The organism is Paenibacillus azoreducens, from assembly GCF_021654775.1.
Classification (GTDB): domain Bacteria; phylum Bacillota; class Bacilli; order Paenibacillales; family Paenibacillaceae; genus Paenibacillus_AQ; species Paenibacillus_AQ azoreducens.
This window is the reverse complement of record NZ_AP025343.1, coordinates 5,998,204-6,014,612: the sequence shown is the minus strand read 5'-3', so window position 1 is coordinate 6,014,612 and position 16,409 is coordinate 5,998,204. Positions and strand designations below refer to the sequence as shown.

Here is a 16,409-nt window from a genome sequence, read left to right as displayed (position 1 = left end):
AACTAGTGGAAAGTTATCTACGCAACGAACATAAAAGGAAGTCCCTATGTTTTTAACCCTCTTGCACCTTACGCGACGTCACGCTTTATACTACAGATACTAATAAAAAGCTAACACCAAAGAAGGGGGAGGGTTTTGAAAACAGACTATTGGTCATTCAGAAGTGAATTATAAATCTCAGGAGGCAAATATAATGAAAAAAATACTTTCGAAAGATGGAACCACCATTGCGTTTGATATATTCGGAAATGGACCGGCGATCATCTTGGTATGCGCTGCATTCCAAACTCGTTCGGATCGGATGATGTTGCAGCTTGCTTCGCTTCTGTCACCCCACTTTACCGTATTCAACTACGATCGTCGGGGTCGAGGGGATAGCGGCGACACGGCGCCGTACGCAGTTGAGCGCGAAGTCGAAGATATCGAAACTCTTATCAACGAGGCTGGTGGATCGGCATTCGTATTCGGCATGTCTTCCGGAGGAGTTCTTGCCCTCGAAGCAGCTCGCAAGCTTGCTATCACGAAGCTCGCATTGTACGAGCCACCGTTCGTCGTTGACAATTCGCGTCATCCTCTGCCGGAGGATTATTTAAAGCAGCTCAAAGAGCTGACAACATTGGGTCGCCGAGGCGACGCAGTTGAGTATTTCTTAACGAAAGCAGCAGGCGTTCCTGCCGATTTCGTTGCTCCGATGCGAAGAGCCCCATTCTGGCCGGCCATGGAAGATGTAGCGCACACATTGGTCTATGATGGCATCATCATGGGTGACACCATGTCGGGCAACCCATTGCCAGCCGAGCGGTGGTCTTCGGTCTCGATCCCTACGCTCGTGGTGGGTGGAGGGACAAGTCCTGAATACCAGCAAAATGCAGTAAAAGCGCTCGTGGACAGACTCCCCAATGCAAAGTGCCACATCCTCGAGAGTCAGGATCATAACGTGGCTCCGGATTTCCTCGCTCCTGTTTTGACTGAATATTTCACCAAGTAAAATTAAAGGAGCTGCCTCGGCGGCTCTTTTTTCACGAAAAAAACGGCAACATAGTTGACTAACAGAATATGAATGAGTGCTAGAATATATTTAAATCATATTATGATAATGGATGTGGCCGCTTGAACGTCAGGAATGCGGAACGTTATAAGAAATTGGGGCAAATTTAACCATAAGGGAGAAAAAGAATTTGATCAAAGATTTCCAAGATGAAAAGCTTAATCAAACCCTATCACTATTTTTAAAAGACATGCAGCTCATACTTAATGGCCAATTAATAAGCGTATATATTTATGGCTCAGCATTATATAACGATCTCTGCCCGGGGTATGGGGATTTAGATTTCTTAGTAATACTTAGAAATGACCTTGCTAGTTGTGAGGTTGAGAAATTAATCAAACAAAGAATTTTTTACAGAACGGAGTACCCAGATCTTTATAACTACATGCTAGAAGGTGCATTCTTACCGCTTCGTTTAATTCAAGGAGAAACAGGTCGAGCATTATGGTGGGGATCGAAAGGCGAAAAAGTGTGGGAAGAGAATCAGCTTGATAAATTTACAATGTATACCATAAAAAATCATGGACTTTTGTTATTTGGAGAATCACAATATCACATGCTGCCATTGATCTCGAAAGAAGAGATTAATCAATTTCTTATCGATTTTGTTAGTTGCATGAGGGAACATGGCAAAGGTGGCAGCATACATTCAATTGATTGGTTACTGTTAACTTCAAAATTTATGTGTTGGTTGAGTTCTGGCGAAATACTTTCAAAAAGTCAAGCTGCTGATTGGGGATTAAAACATTTAAAGAACAGTTGGAAAGAACATTTGCTGAAATCTAAAGAACTAAGGAAAGACACATCGAAAGTAAGGATGCCGGAATATTCAGAGTGGCTAAACAAATTGGATTCAGTAATAATTGAAGCTTCAAATGATCTTGATGAGCAACTCAGAGAAAGCCGCAACTTCTTATAACATCTATCTACGCCGCGTCGCGCTCGTTCCTGGGCTGCCCGAGGATTTTCGAAGAAGTAGACTCAGGCAGATAACCCTGCAAGGCTAAGTGGCAAAGCCACCCAGTCGCTATGCTCCTTTAAGCCTTTCGAATTCGTAGATACAAGAACGTTATGAGGTATCGGCGGACAAGAAGAAGTAACAGAGGTGAATATAAATGAAGGTAATAACACTATGTGGATCAACAAAATTCAAGAAAGAATTTGAACAAGCGAATAGATACTTAACCCTTAAAGGAAATATTGTTATTAGTCTAGCTTTTTTTGAGCAAAGCGAAGGAATTGAGATTACCAAGGAACAGGCAGAATTGTTTGGAGAAATCCATTTCCGTAAAATTGATATGTCAGATGAAATATTTGTTATCGATGCTGGCGGATACATTGGTAGTAGTACAAGAAAAGAAATTGATTATGCAATTGAAAATGGGAAGATGGTTAAGTTCTATTCAAAAAGCGAATTAGTAAAACACGAGAAGACAAACGAATTAAATCTGGAATAATATTGATAGTAATTCAAAGAAGCCGCTGACATCTCATAACATAGTATCTACGTTGCGGGCCGTTCGGCCCTTGGTCTACAAGAGGCGATTCTGGGGAGTGATTTCAGCAGACAACCTTTCGAGGCTAAGTCCGTCGGACTCGGTCACTTGCGCTCCCTTAAGCCTCTCGGGTCGTAGATACCAAAACGTTATGTGAAAGGGCTGCGAATCAAATTAAGACCACCTTTAAAAAACATAAGGTCAAAACAACATATAAGAACGCTTGTACGCCGATATAAATAAAGGTAAAATATAACTACAATTGAATCTTGGGTGGGCATGGTTTCCCTTCGAAAGGAGGTGAAGCCATGGAAGTGAAGGATGCATTAACGATAATGTTCCTATTTGGATCATTTATTCTTGCTCTTCTTACTTACATCAATAAAAACAACAAGAGAAAGTAAAAACCCACCCAAAGGTTAAGGCCAGAGGTGGGTTCTTGTTCCTATAAGACTTAGAAGGGAATAAACCATCCAAGCCAATTGTATGGACCAAGTGTTAGCGCACTTGGTCTTTATTAAATATATAATACCATAATTGAAAAAATGTATCAAAGAATTAAATGAAACCATTGTTTTAAGCGACTAACCATTATTTTTAAAGTATTTCGAAGAGGGCATCCCATCAGATAACAATGTATCTACGCTGCGGTCCGTTCGGAATTTGGTTCCATGATGAGGTAAGCGGAAAGGTTGTTTAGCGAATACCTCTGCGAAGCCAAGTCCGTTGAATCTGATCGCTGTTGCTGCCTTAAGCCTATCAAGTTCGTATATACAAAAACGTTAGCCAAAGTACATCGAAGACCCCGCGCATCCGTGCGTGGATATTTTAAATAAAATGATTAAGGATGACGAGAAGTGACATTATCTAAGAGGGCTTTAGAATATCTTGCTAAATGTAAATGGAAAGATTCTGTGAAAGACGAAAAAGAAATATTAAAAGCTTTTGAGGCCCTAAAAATTCAACCTACATTCACACTTATTGATTTTCAGAAAAGATTTGGGGGGTATGTAGAGTATGCGTATTTGGAGCCGATTGCGTTTGGTATTCTCCAAAAGGAACCTTGTCGAGGAGACTTTGTTAATGAGAAGGGTCTTATTATCATTGAACCTGAAGATGATATTATTGTTCGTCATTATGTTTGTGCAGATACATTATACCAGGAGACATTTTCGATTGACGAGCAGGGTAGATTCTATCTTGGATATGAGATCCAATGTAATAACTTTGAGACACATATTGAAGAAGCAGCTATATTGAAAGTGTTAAATAAAGAAAAATGGGATACGGTTTTTGAATATGAATTAGATATAAGGACTAGAGATACTTATGATATTATTGACGATTATAAATATAAGGAGTTATGTAAGTATTTCGGATTAAAGAAAATTGAGGACTTTCCAGACGATTTAATTAGTTTCGATAGAAACGATAATTACTTGGTTTGGAGATGCTCAAATTCAGTAAAAGTTTTAAGTAAAGAGGGCATTGGCAAAAGTGATCTCGAGGCTATGAATAAAATATTTAGTATGAGTTAGGTACTTAAGGGGGAGCGCTATCCGTGGCGCCCTCTGAACAAAGAAGCGGTATACTTTGTCTAACAACGTATCTAAACCGCGTCGCGTTCGCTTCTTGGTCTGCCCGAAGCTTTTCGAGGAAGTTGAATCAGGCAGACAACCCTGCGAGGCTAAGTCCATCGGACCCAGTCGCTTGCCTATAATAACATCATGTTCACGCTATGCTCTGTACCCTAGTGGGCACTCTGTGAAATTTATGATTTCAAAAGGCGTTATCTGAAATTGATTAATATTTTAGGTTATCCCATTCTTCCTTTGTCATAGAGTACCGTACGCTGTCGGTTAAATTTCTGCTGTACTTGCGTAGTGTTCCTTCATACGTAAAACCACATTTTTCAATAACACGTTTGGATTTTAAATTGGACGGATAATGGCAAGCTGCCACAACCAATAAGTCAAGTTCAGTAAAAGCATATTCTAACATACGCTTAACTGCCTCTGTAGCATATCCTTTATTTTGATGACCCTCTGATATGACATATTCTAATTCTTTATAGCGGACATGCCTGTTTATATCGCTAAGAAAAATTGAACCAACTACTATGCCATTTTCTTTTAGGACGATAGCCCATGACTCCTGACATTTGATTAATAAACGGATAGATTCAAGACTTTCATTTATATTTTCACAAATTTTCGCTCCAGCACTCTCTACATCAGGATTTTGATATAATTCAAAATATTCGTCAGCATCGCTTTCCTTCCATCCCCGAAGAATGAAGCGTTCAGTTTCAAGTGTTTTCATGATAGCTTCTCCCCCATAACTTTTTGCTAATTTGAGTAACCGTTGTTTAGTAGTTTTTTACAATTATGTACTAATTCAATTATATATGGTATGAAATTTTTTATATGAATAGAGTGTTAAGTTTTCAACATCAGTCTAGTTAGCGCAGAGTATAAATAAAACAGAATGGGTGTCAACAGTAGTAGAAAACCACTGCAGGTTTCGGGAAATAATGCTAAATGGAAGTTTACTTTTAAGATTGAGAAATAGCCCTTCTAACCAATTCCATTGTTATGTTGGAATGGGTTTCAGCCTTTTTGAATGATCAGGAAATTGAGGGGACTGGGAGCCTAGATCTAAGGATGAACCTTATGTAGGAAAGGGTATTCTAAAGGTTTATTTTCTTAACTTACTTGGAATTGGGATATGTTTAATGGACTCAATTGGATGATATAGCAGCATCCACGGACCTGAAAAACGCATAACTTCCTTAATCCTTTGACGGTAATCCGGTTTGTAACAATGGATAGGGCATTTTGCACAAGCCGTCTTTTCCTCACCAAATTGGCAGAGGGATAGTCTTTTCATAGCATAATGATTTAAGTCCTGACATTCCTCGCATAACTCTTTATGATGATGTTTTTTCTTACAATATAGACGAATCATTTTCGAAACAATATCTTTTTCTTTTCGAATTTTAGGACCATCATTTAACTGCCGTTTTGCTGTTGTCATGTATGAAGACCCCTTTTCAATGTGATAAAAATTAAAAGTGTATTATACATTAACAATATCATCTCATCATTTAAGGAAAGTAGTCTTCTTTTTACATTTTTAAGGCATTTTGACATAGGTCTGTTGTCGCGCCGTAGATGCCGAGATGAAATGTTATGAGAAATCGGATAAGGGGGAGGAAGATAATATGAAACAGTCGCATTCGCTCCTTTAAGGCAGAGAGGACGTTAGAAGAAAGCTTGTTAAGCAAATATAAAAAACTATCGTGTGAGGGTGATAATCGTGAAGTATATGGAAAACCAAAGTCAAAAATATCATGTACTTGCAAGGGGAATTATTATCTCCGAAGAAAACCTATTAGTTGCCCACTGCAAAGGAATGGACAATACTTTTCTTCCAGGCGGCCATGTGGAATTTAGGGAAGGAATGAGAACAACTTTATCTAGGGAAATCAAAGAAGAGCTTGGACAAGATTGTATTGTACATGAATATCTTGGATGTGTTGAAGCTGATTTTGAACTTCCCGATACATATCATCAAGAAATAAATCACTTATTTAGAGTTGTGTTACCGAGTATCAATCATGATTTGAACCCGGAGTCTAAAGAAAGTCATTTGGAATTTTATTGGATTCGGATAAATGATATGGAACAACACAATTTACAACCATATCCAGTAAGAGATATTATAGTGAGATATTTTAATAAAGAAGAAGGGCCTTTTTGGGAAAGTACATTTAAAGATCATGTTAAGTGAGTTTACTCGCGGAGACGTAGACGTTATCGGAAATACTTAAAAAAACATAGATAAAAGAATCGGAGGAGAATAGAGATGATTCAATCAATAGTCCACATTGCTCTTGTTGTTAAGGATTATGATGAGGCAATAGATTTTTATACACAAAAGCTTCATTTTACATTAATTGAGGATACTTATCAGCCTGAACAAGATAAACGATGGGTGGTCGTTGCTCCACCGGGTTCAGTAGGCACAACCATTTTACTGGCAAGAGCATCGAAACCAGAGCAAGAAGCATTTATTGGTAATCAATCCGGCGGGAGAGTTTTTTTGTTTTTGAACACTGATGATTTCTGGAGAGATTATAACGATATGATTTTATACGAAAAATAACTTCGCGCATTAAAGTGTGAAAGCGCGCCAAAGCAAAAAAAGGTTTCTGTTTGATTGAACTTCCAAAATATGGGTCTATGTTAGATTCAGCTCATGAATCTCAACTTTATAGCCCATCTGGTTGATTTTACGAATCCAGTACTCAATAGTCTTCTCGCGTTTACCCAAATAGTCTGCACCCAGTTCCTCGTAAGGCACTTTGTCGCGAAGGACGACGTAGATCATGCGTAAGAGTAAATGTGAAACCGCCATAATGGCCTTTTGTTTGCCCATACGTTTGACCAGCCTGTAGTACACCGCAGCGATCCGTGAGTCTTTCTTACGTATCGCTGCCCAACTACATTGGCAGAGAACCGATTTTAGCCCTCTACTTCCTCGTTGGTTCTTTTTTCTTTTTTTTTACCGTTACTTTCATGATTGGCTGGGCATACCCCGGCCCATGAAGAAACGTGCCCATCGGATGGAAATTGAGACATATCTGTACCCAATTCGGCCACGATGCTCGCCGCTGCATCATGGTTGATCCCAGGAATGGTGTCCAGCAATTCCATTTCCAAGTGATGAGGCGTAAGCAGAGAATCGATTTCCGCTTCCAGTTCCACAATCTCCTTCTCGAGATACACAATATGCTCCAGATGTCTTCGGATCATATTACGGTGATGGATGCGTAATCGTCCATTCAACGACTCCATGAGTTTGGGGACCTTACGCTTTAGTGTCGACTTGACCATGTCTCGAACTTGCTTCTCATCGAGCACCTCGCCATTGACAATGGATTCAAGCAACGCTCGACCGGAAACCCCAAAAATGTCGCTCATAAAGGTGGTGAGTTTCAAATTCGCATCTTGCAAGATCTTGTGAACCCGGTTCTTCTCTTGGGTCACATTCTGGAGGAGCTTGCGCCGATAACGAGTCAAGTCACGCAAATCGCGAATGTCTTTATGAGGTACAAAACTCTTCTCGATTAATCCGCTGCGATGCAACCGAGCGATCCATTCCGCATCGTTGTAGTCGGTCTTCCGGCCTGGAACATTCTTGATACGCGTTGGGTTGGCTAAGGTCAACTCACACGTGTCCTCCAAAACGTTCCATATGGGTTTCCAGTACACGCCTGTGCTCTCCATAGCTACATGTGTGCATTCCCGAGCCAGAAGCCACTCTTGCAATTGCAGCAATTCTTTCGTGGTCGTCCCGAATGTTTGAATTTCTTTCGATGGCTTTTTCTCCAGCGGACCGGAGAGCAAGCAGACTACGATGTTATCCTGATGAACATCTAGACCGGCACATCGTTCCAAAATTGCATCCAAGAGGAACAACTCCTTTCGAGGTTTCAAGATTTGTACAGACAGATCATGCAACCTTGTACAAGATGACACTTTATACGCGTACTCGTAGTAACAATCGGCGATTCTCGTGGTTGCAATGGGTCCGATTCTAACACGGAGTGTGTCTCCAAAATATAACCGACCTCTGATCCATCTATCTTAAGTACCTCAAAAAGTGGGCAAGAACGCAAGTCCCATTTTTCATATATGGTGGTGACCGTCAGGCCATGTTTGATTCTAAAGGAATAGAATTTGTTAGACTGCCCAAAAAACAACCATATGGGATAGTCGCAGTATTCAAAGATCTTTATGGGAACTTATGGGACTTATTGCAGTTGAACGAAGACCATCCTATTGGAAAGCGAATGAAGTAGCACTCGTCCTTAAGTTGTCAGACAAAACACGACCCGACCTAAGATAAAGAACTGTCCAAGGTCGGGTCACGTCGTAGATGCGGAATTTTGATCGAATTCAAATAACTCCACAACCATATAAAGATCTAGCTGAACGATCAGAACGATTACTTAGGCAATATGTTTAAGACGAAGAATTGAATAATGTAAAATCCTTTTGGATTATAATTTCTATTTATTGCGGTTCACGATATGGTCCAAGTCTTCCATTTTGAAATTAATTTTGTTTTGTTCACTTTGTATGGACTGTTTATTAGAGATGATGTTGTCATTATCATCGTATTCATAGCTGGCTTGAATAGGGTTCAATAGACTGGCGGGAGAATCGGGATAAGTTTCAAGGAAGAAAACATATTTTTTTCCTTCCTCGAGTTTAGCGTCAGCTTCATCTTCCAAAACATATTCAGTGTTTCCAATGGTTCCGCCTAATTGTTTAATTTGTATTGTATCTTTTTGGCCGGCATTGCCTTTATAAGTTTTTTCAATTTCAACAGTGAAGATCGTATAAGGAATCGTACTATTGTCTTTTTCGCCTCTAGGATTAAGGAATTCGTCATCGGATTTGTTTTTTTCAGTTATGTTTAATTCGCTGTATGTAGATCCAATGATTTTACCCTTAATGATTGTGTCAGCTCTATCAACCAGATTCTCTAAGCTATCATATTTGGGGTAGTCTGCGGAAAGTGTTACTTTTTGTGGGGTTGTAGTGTTTTTAGAAAATAAGAAGATTCCGGTAATGGCCACTACGAAGCAAACGAGACCAATGAACATTGATTTACGCTTCATAATTTAATTCCTCCTTATTTATAAACAGAATTCACTTCATCAATATCAAATTTTTGAGGGGTTGTCATTGTATTTCGATCACGATTACTGTTCATTATAGATGTTTTGGTAGTATGATCTAGGCAAAAAATATGGCCATATTCGTGGACGAGAGTGGATTTAACGAAGTTGTAAAAATTTGAGGCATCCCTATTGATAGTTCTTGAATTTAATTTGATAGTGAAGGGTCCCGGGTTTGCGGATGATGACAATCCGTACCAAGTGTCTTGGTAACTATCCGCTAAAACCTTATTGGGCGAGGAAGATAGGAATCCAACGGTTACTTTAGTAGGCGTTCCGTTCCATGCAACAGCAGCAGCATCCATTGGTGATCTCCAAGTATCATTATAGTTGTTGAACGGTACATTGATGTTTGGAGATTGGGAACCCCAGCCGGGATCGGTTTCAGCTGAAACAACGGTAGTTGTTAAAGCTAGTAAAAAAGTGGAAATTCCCATGGTTCTGAGAAAATTTCGAGGTGTTTTTTTCATGAAATTTCATCTCCTTAAAAATATTTTTGGAAGATTTCCATTCAGTAGTCCTCAATAACTACTTTTCACACGGTTAAAAAGTCTTCAGAGCTTTTATAAATGGAATATAATAACAATTCATTTGATGCATTTTTGGATATGTTTTTCATTTTTTTTATTATTTTGTGAAATTTCCAGAACGGTTTACGCCGTGTAAAATCAACTTCGCGCGGCTCTAAGATCAGAGTCTGAACGTCGTGAATACGGGAACATTAGATGAAATTGGCTAAAAGAATCAATCGCTTATTGACGCCAGGAGGTGTCTCTTCAAGCAATAAGTTCAACAAGGAGACAGATTAAATGTACTCAAAAATTATATTGAGAAATAATTCTGCCATTAATATCGAGAATAAGTTTGAACAGATCATAGCTTGTATTCAATCTATTCATGGAAATCAAACTGTTGAACTTGTATCAATAACTTGCGATGATATTGGTTACAAAACCCCCAACTTCACAACATCTGGTATATTACGTTTGCATGGTCTGGTGAAGTTGTATGATGAATTGAAGCCTTGGTGCGTTATCTTAAAAATCATTAAACCGGACACAGAGGAGAAAGATAGCTTTGAACATCACAACTATTGGCGACGTGAAGCACTTGTATTTGAATCAGGAGTTTTAAAAGAACTTCCTGATTCCATTTACACTGCAAAAAGCTATTTGGTTGAAGAACAACAAGATGGTACCATATGGCTCTGGATGGAATATGTTGAGGGCGAATACGCGCATACAATTGAGCAATTTTCATATATTGCCCGGCAATTAGGCCGGTTTAATGGGGCATATCTAGAAGGGGCTAAAAAATTGCCTGAACATGAGTGGATATGCAAAGCATGGCTCAAGTCATGGACGACTGCAAGTCGCATGTATGCTCCAAATATGGAGGCGTATGTGAGTGGAATATCAATAGACACTGTGCAGAGCACTTGGGCTTGGTATCAGGAGGTGCTCAAAAATATTGACTCATCATTAGACTCGCTTCAACAGTTGCCGCGTGTGCTGGCACATCAAGATTTGAGTCAGATGAATATGTTACTCGTCAAAAAAAAATCGCGTGAAAGTCATCTAGTTCTAATCGACTGGCAGTTCATGAGTATTTCTGGTATCGGCGAAGACTTGGGTAAATTATTTGGGGTGAATATGAGTCTTGGAATTATTCAGCCTAATCAATATCAAATATTTCATGACTCTTTATTTACTTCATACATAGAAGGATTGCGAGATATGGGGTGGCGGGGTGATATAGGAATGGTTAAATATGGATTTAGTTTAAGCGCTGCTCTAAGAAGTGTTTGGGAGGTCCCTCAATTCTTTTCGATACTTTCTAAATTAGAAGAAGAACCAAACAATACTAAGCTTAGAGAAAGACTTAACCAGCTTGATAGTATCATTAAGGTACACAAAAAGTTGATTGCGGAGGCGGATTCTCTTAAGCCTAGTGTTTTCTTGTGAGTTGTTCAAATATATCGTGCATCGGAGCCTGGTGGCTCCTCGATTTGCAGGAAACATCGACTGGTAAGAGGATTAAGAGGACACATCGCACCGACAACTCGCAAGCGCAGCCAGCGACTTCGTCGTTTTAAGTCGGTAGGACTCCGTGAATACAAGAACATTATTGAAACATACGCAATGATAAAATGAGGGATAAGATGCCGGAATATTCTCAAATCCAAACCTATATAAAGTGCGATCAAAGCAATATAAAAGAGATCATGCATGACTTTATAAACACATTAAATGAATGCGGGATTAAAGACGCTCAAATCATTTCTGCTTTTAGTGGATTAGAATGGGAGATGGATGAGGATGGCTCAATGGATGTGAGCGGAGGAGAAGTAACAAAAGAACTTGTGATCGGTGGACAACTTTTACACATTCGTCCTTTTGTTATGGGCTGGACTTCAAAAAACATCCAAGAATCGCAGCAATCTTGGCTTGAAATTAGCCTTCTCTTTTGGACAGAGGAGATTATACAATGTCAATTCGACTACGTCTTAAGAGAAGAACATAGATCAGTGATTTGGAAGTTAATGCAGGAATTCTCGTATTTCCCTAATCAATCTGGTGTATATTTTACTAATGAAGCAACGGATGGCCGTCCTTGGGAAGCGTTAGTACAGAACGAGTTGGATAATATATGGATGTTTGATGCTGCAATAATAAATAAAGGCAATATGAATTATTATCAAGCTATCGACGAGTCAATATTTTTCTCAAATCTTCAGGAGAATGAATTATTAATAGCTCGGAAAGAAACATGGGTTAAAGAACCTTGGAGAAATTCCTAAAAATAATTAGACCGATACTACCTAAGGAAAATTTGAGTTTCTAGGGGGGAAATATGTATCTTATGTTATTCATTTTCTTGCTGCTGACGTTTTCGTATAAGCTGGTAGAAATCCTTATAAGAAAAACCCTTTTAAAAAGAATGGAGAAATATACTGTATTAGTTTGGGCCATTATTATAATTATCTCGGTTCCTTTATTTAATGATGAGTATATTTTTAAGGCGCCTATTCATTATGAAAAGGCACTACCGATATTTGGAGTCCTTATTTTGGTTTATATCGTGTCTGCCCGTTTCTCAGGATATAATCCGAAAGGGAAGTTTAATATAACAAATTTTATAATTACTTATCCGATAATTGAGGAAATTATTTTTAGAGGATTAATTTTGCCAAACTTAAAGCAGTTCTTTGTCTCATCCGAAATTATACAGGTATTTAGTATGTCTGTAACAACACCAGTTATTACTTCCGCGATTCTCTTTGCAATTTGTCATTTGCAGTATTATAAATTATCAGCACAAAGCATTAGATTTATAATTATTGCTTTTCTGGGAGGCATTCTATTGGGAGCCATGACAGAAATGACGCAATCGATCTTGTTTGCGCTCATACTACATATTGTATTTAATTTATTTTCAGTGATTTTTGCAATGAGGATGTCGAAAGAATGAAGCTTGAGGTCTCCTCTAGGAAGTAGGAACATCGTGTGACACAAAAGGTATACGAGGTTGACTGTCCGGGAGTGGGACATGCCGCCATATGGGTAGTGATGTCTTTCGGGAACACCTCGAACGTTATGAGACATCATTGCAAAAATAATATATTATTTATACATAAAGAAATTGAGTTAAAGCTTGTGATCGAGGAATTACAAAGAAGAAAGTAATAATTAAATGAATAGACAAACATAGAATATGAATAGGAGATAGAAAATGGACGACTTAACAAAGAAACGGATTATAAAATTAATTGAAAAATATATACAAAATGCAGTGCCAGAACATGTGAAAAGCCAGGTAACTTCGATCGCTCCATGATGTGCCAGCACATATTTCGCAATAGCAAGTCCGAGTCCCATGCCGCCGTTGTTCTGATTTCGCGCTTCATCCGACCGATAAATCGGCAAATGCAGGCTGATGGCCAATATGTGCAAATACAGAGAATGCAAAACACCCGGTAGAATAGCGCCCTGCGCTAAATTTCCGGGTGAAGCGGGTGATATTTTCATCTTATTGTTTCTGACTCTGTTCCTTATGCAGCATTTGAACGGTCTCCATTGCGTCAGCGGCAATGTCCGTAATGATGCCATCTACACCTAACGTATAGAAGTGTTCAACGCTGTCCACATCATTCACGGTCCAGACATAAATCGGCTTGCCGATCATTTTCGCTGAACGAATCAATCGAGGACGGGCAAAGGCCTCTTCGACGACAAAGAAATCTGCTTCAAACTGATTGAGCGGAGCGAAGGTGGCGAATATGACATACCCGACTGTTAAGTCTGGTGCGGCCTTCTTCACTTGCTGCACGAGCTCATAGTCTAAGCTCTGGATAATGATCTGTTGTTCAGCCTTATGTCTACGAATCGTATCGACTAATATAGGGACGAAGTCCTTCTCATGTCCATGTATTTTCAGTTCCACATTAAGCTTGATTTTTCCCTTTGTACGCTCCAGCACCTCATCAAGGGATGGCACATGGTCTTGGAACTTGCCTGCGCGCAGCGGAATTTGTTGCAGCTGACTGAGGGTAAGATCATATACGTTCACATTTTGGCCTGACAGTCGTTTCAAATTCTCATCATGGATGACCGCAAGCTTGCCATCTTTCGTCTGCAGAATGTCGAGCTCGATATAATCGGCACCTGTCCGAATGGCGCCTTCGAAGGCACCCATCGTATTCTCTATGCCTGAAGTGGTGTCGCCGCGATGAGCCATAATGATGAACTTCTCATTGGCTTCTCCCCAATCAGTCAACAGTGTGGTTGCTCCCCAGCCTATAGCCATAAGAATGAGCATTCCGAATGCAGTTAGCGCTGAACGATAACGTCGCACGAGCAAACGCTGCATATCGCGTCCTTTCCAGACAGAAGCATCGACTCCATCAGTATCGATGTTCACACGGTCATGGCCTTGATAGCGTACATAGAGCAGGGTGACGATGGTAATGAACATTGGAGTCATAACCAGTGTTGCGATATACAAACCAAAGCTAAGCGTGATGCCGATGGTAATCATTAATGTGGACTCGCCATCCCCATTAGGAAGGAGCAGCGCGATTAAAATGATCAAACAGATAAGTAGAATGAACAGAAACAGGAAGAGTACTGCCCATTCAAGCCCGGCTCTAACTAATGACCACTTGCTGCGCCAGAACAATCGTCTGCTCTCGCGAACGGCGTTCCAGAATTGATACTTGCCTTCCAAAATCATAATCGGCAGTGCATAGATACAGATGAAGTTCAATGCCAGGACGACTAATCCGACGATGACAAGAACGATAGTTCCAGAGATTGTCTTCATCAACTCGCCCGTAACAAAGTTCGGGATCGTCAAATTAGGTAACAGCGATCCGCCAATGTTGACATCAAGCAGTGGGAACAGCAGCAACAAGTAGAGAGCAAGTCCGAATACCCCGATGCGCCATAAGCCTGGCAAGCGAGAGATTGCCTTGAACAATACAGGGCGGATTCGTGCGCGCTTCTCTTGAATCCCGTAGTAAGCAATATAGAAGAGAACCGCGAACTCTGTGTAAATGAGCATCATGGCGATTGGGGCCATTAACAGCACACTAAGTAGGCCGTATCTGCTGAACACGAAGCGCAGAAGGTCGTGATTGGCGGCTGCATCGAAGCCCCCAGCAGCCAGTATTTTGTTGAAAAGTATGGATAACAGCGGGATAAATACACCAATCGTCAGTAGTTTGTATACCAATTCAAATAGAAGAAAAGGACGGTACGCATACTTCCACACGCGTATAATTTCTCTCATCATTTGAAAAGACATGAATCGAAAACGGTTGGTATTAGTATGTTTGGCATTCATGGTCTGGGTTTTCCTTTTGTTTCAGAATCGTGGAATACGTATCTCATTATATACCTAGATCCCGTTCTTTCCAAACAAGGCGGCAAAGTGGGAAGTGTAAAACCTCCAACCCCACATTGGTCAAGACCCCATTTAGTGGACACTGAAAAAAACACCTAGGCTGCAAAATGTCTTTGGTTTGGAGGAGTGATTAGCAGAGGAGTAGTAGAACCCATTGGCGCTCAGATACAAGGGAAATGTTTAGATACACCAACGATAGATGAAATTTACTAAGCAAGATCTAAAAACGAGTACAGGAGAGGTGCTAAATGCCACGGCAGATTACTTTGGCTGATGGAAGAACTGTTGAAGTAGATTGTCTTAGCTGCGCTTTAACCAGCGGATTAATTACACCAACTGGTGGAGTTATTTATGAATCTAATCATTTTCATATTCATCAAGACGTTGCATATCCAATTAGGGGATTAGTAATTTTAGCCTCTAAACGGCATTTTCACTGTATGGATGAGCTCTCGGATGAAGAACAGATTGAATACATTTCATTAATACATAAGGTTAGAAGTGAACAAAGAACAAGGCTTGGAATTGATATGGTTTATTATTTTTATAACGAGGATACAACACATCATTTTCATTTATGGATGGTTCCGAGATATGAGTGGATGGGACAATTTGGAAAATCCGTCGAATCATTAAGACCCGTATTATTACATGCTAGAAATCAATTGAACGATGAAGAGAATATGAAGAAGGTAATTGAAGGAATTAATGAATTAAGAGAAGGATTAAGGGATTTTGTAAGTAGAACGGAGTAATACGCTCCGGGCTTTGCCCTGGTTCGTAAGAAGTAATAAGCAGTAAAGCTGTGTCAGCTCACAACTCTGTGAACGAAGTCCGTTTGATCCGGCGCGTATGGCCTTAAGCCTCTCGGGCTTGTCAATACGAGTAGAACTTTATTTGAAAAAAATTTTATAAACAAAAAAGGAGAATCAAACAATGACTTTCTTATGGCCAACTGCAATTTATCAGTTAATAGTGCTAGTGTTAGTAATTCTTTTCTTTGTAAGTCTATGTTTGTTTGTGAACAAAATGATTAAAAACAGTAGGGAAACAAAAGCTTCATTAAAAAGACTGGAGGAAAAGATGGAAATTATTTTAGAAGAAATAAAGAACAAAAATTAGGATACCAATATTCCCCCGTCCCAAAAAAATTAATCATAGACAACGCTGCAAGGCTAAGTGGCGAAGCCACCAATTAATAAAGAATATC

General features: G+C 39.7%; 18 protein-coding genes and 2 pseudogenes. 13 read left to right on the top strand and 7 right to left on the bottom strand.

What is annotated here, in order from left to right; all coding sequences use genetic code 11:
- Positions 1-193: 193 nt before the first annotated feature.
- The 5 genes from L6442_RS26770 to L6442_RS26750 all read left to right on the top strand — a co-directional run bounded on the left by L6442_RS26770 (position 194) and on the right by L6442_RS26750 (position 4,082).
- Positions 194-988 (top strand): alpha/beta fold hydrolase, encoded by a 795-nt coding sequence (locus tag L6442_RS26770; RefSeq protein WP_212978974.1) that lies wholly within the window; start codon positions 194-196, stop codon positions 986-988.
- 190 nt (positions 989-1,178) lie between these two features.
- Positions 1,179-1,967 carry an aminoglycoside adenylyltransferase domain-containing protein gene (locus L6442_RS26765; RefSeq protein WP_212978975.1) on the top strand — a complete coding sequence of 263 codons (789 nt, stop codon included), beginning with the start codon at positions 1,179-1,181 and terminating at the stop codon, positions 1,965-1,967.
- Positions 1,968-2,163: 196 nt separating this feature from the next.
- On the top strand, positions 2,164-2,505 hold the full coding sequence (locus tag L6442_RS26760) for a hypothetical protein (protein WP_212978976.1): 342 nt from the start codon (positions 2,164-2,166) through the stop codon (positions 2,503-2,505).
- Positions 2,506-2,852: 347 nt separating this feature from the next.
- A complete protein-coding gene (comI, locus tag L6442_RS26755; protein ID WP_237100098.1) occupies positions 2,853-2,948 on the top strand; it encodes a competence inhibitor ComI in 96 nt (31 codons plus the stop codon).
- A gap of 453 nt (positions 2,949-3,401) precedes the next feature.
- The gene (locus tag L6442_RS26750; RefSeq protein ID WP_212978977.1) at positions 3,402-4,082 is read left to right on the top strand and encodes a hypothetical protein; all 681 of its coding nucleotides are present in this window, start codon (positions 3,402-3,404) and stop codon (positions 4,080-4,082) included.
- A gap of 265 nt (positions 4,083-4,347) precedes the next feature.
- On the opposite strand, the gene L6442_RS26745 is transcribed toward L6442_RS26750, so the two are convergent.
- The gene (locus L6442_RS26745) at positions 4,348-4,866 is read right to left on the bottom strand and encodes a GNAT family N-acetyltransferase (RefSeq protein ID WP_212978978.1); all 519 of its coding nucleotides are present in this window, start codon (positions 4,864-4,866) and stop codon (positions 4,348-4,350) included.
- Positions 4,867-5,241: 375 nt separating this feature from the next.
- Complete coding sequence (locus tag L6442_RS26740; protein WP_194234366.1) at positions 5,242-5,580, bottom strand: nitrous oxide-stimulated promoter family protein; 339 nt, start codon at positions 5,578-5,580, stop codon at positions 5,242-5,244.
- Positions 5,581-5,871: 291 nt separating this feature from the next.
- On the opposite strand from L6442_RS26740, the gene L6442_RS26735 reads away from it, so the two are divergent.
- Together L6442_RS26735 and L6442_RS26730 are read left to right on the top strand one after the other, a co-directional pair.
- Positions 5,872-6,336 carry an NUDIX domain-containing protein gene (locus L6442_RS26735; RefSeq protein WP_237100415.1) on the top strand — a complete coding sequence of 155 codons (465 nt, stop codon included), beginning with the start codon at positions 5,872-5,874 and terminating at the stop codon, positions 6,334-6,336.
- Positions 6,337-6,411: 75 nt separating this feature from the next.
- Positions 6,412-6,696, top strand: a pseudogene (locus L6442_RS26730) (VOC family protein); the annotation flags it as partial.
- Between the two features lie 90 nt (positions 6,697-6,786).
- Here L6442_RS26730 and L6442_RS26725 read toward each other — a convergent pair.
- Complete coding sequence (locus L6442_RS26725) at positions 6,787-7,008, bottom strand: hypothetical protein (protein ID WP_237099961.1); 222 nt, start codon at positions 7,006-7,008, stop codon at positions 6,787-6,789.
- A gap of 62 nt (positions 7,009-7,070) precedes the next feature.
- Complete coding sequence (locus tag L6442_RS26720) at positions 7,071-8,018, bottom strand: IS110 family RNA-guided transposase (protein WP_237099960.1); 948 nt, start codon at positions 8,016-8,018, stop codon at positions 7,071-7,073.
- Between the two features lie 254 nt (positions 8,019-8,272).
- On the opposite strand from L6442_RS26720, the pseudogene L6442_RS26715 reads away from it, so the two are divergent.
- A pseudogene (locus L6442_RS26715) lies at positions 8,273-8,410 on the top strand (VOC family protein); the annotation flags it as partial.
- Positions 8,411-8,620: 210 nt separating this feature from the next.
- On the opposite strand, the gene L6442_RS26710 reads toward L6442_RS26715, so the two are convergent.
- Entirely contained in the window at positions 8,621-9,235 is a 615-nt protein-coding gene (locus L6442_RS26710; protein WP_212981377.1) for a hypothetical protein, read from the bottom strand.
- Between the two features lie 14 nt (positions 9,236-9,249).
- On the bottom strand, positions 9,250-9,765 hold the full coding sequence (locus L6442_RS26705; protein ID WP_212981378.1) for a zinc metalloprotease: 516 nt from the start codon (positions 9,763-9,765) through the stop codon (positions 9,250-9,252).
- A gap of 339 nt (positions 9,766-10,104) precedes the next feature.
- Here L6442_RS26705 and L6442_RS26700 point away from each other — a divergent pair, with 339 nt between their 5' ends.
- From L6442_RS26700 to L6442_RS26690, 3 genes are all read left to right on the top strand, one after another.
- Positions 10,105-11,259 carry a phosphotransferase gene (locus L6442_RS26700; RefSeq protein WP_212981379.1) on the top strand — a complete coding sequence of 385 codons (1,155 nt, stop codon included), beginning with the start codon at positions 10,105-10,107 and terminating at the stop codon, positions 11,257-11,259.
- Positions 11,260-11,456: 197 nt separating this feature from the next.
- Complete coding sequence (locus L6442_RS26695) at positions 11,457-12,095, top strand: hypothetical protein (RefSeq protein WP_212981380.1); 639 nt, start codon at positions 11,457-11,459, stop codon at positions 12,093-12,095.
- Between the two features lie 53 nt (positions 12,096-12,148).
- Positions 12,149-12,766 (top strand): CPBP family intramembrane glutamic endopeptidase, encoded by a 618-nt coding sequence (locus tag L6442_RS26690; protein WP_237100097.1) that lies wholly within the window; start codon positions 12,149-12,151, stop codon positions 12,764-12,766.
- 558 nt (positions 12,767-13,324) lie between these two features.
- On the opposite strand, the gene L6442_RS26680 is transcribed toward L6442_RS26690, so the two are convergent.
- The gene (locus L6442_RS26680) at positions 13,325-15,139 is read right to left on the bottom strand and encodes a glycerophosphodiester phosphodiesterase (protein ID WP_212981381.1); all 1,815 of its coding nucleotides are present in this window, start codon (positions 15,137-15,139) and stop codon (positions 13,325-13,327) included.
- A 308-nt stretch (positions 15,140-15,447) separates the two neighbouring features.
- Here L6442_RS26680 and L6442_RS26675 point away from each other — a divergent pair, with 308 nt between their 5' ends.
- A complete protein-coding gene (locus L6442_RS26675) occupies positions 15,448-15,954 on the top strand; it encodes an HIT family protein (RefSeq protein ID WP_212981382.1) in 507 nt (168 codons plus the stop codon).
- A 181-nt stretch (positions 15,955-16,135) separates the two neighbouring features.
- Entirely contained in the window at positions 16,136-16,321 is a 186-nt protein-coding gene (locus L6442_RS26670) for a DUF4083 family protein (RefSeq protein ID WP_212981383.1), read from the top strand.
- Positions 16,322-16,409: the final 88 nt, after the last annotated feature.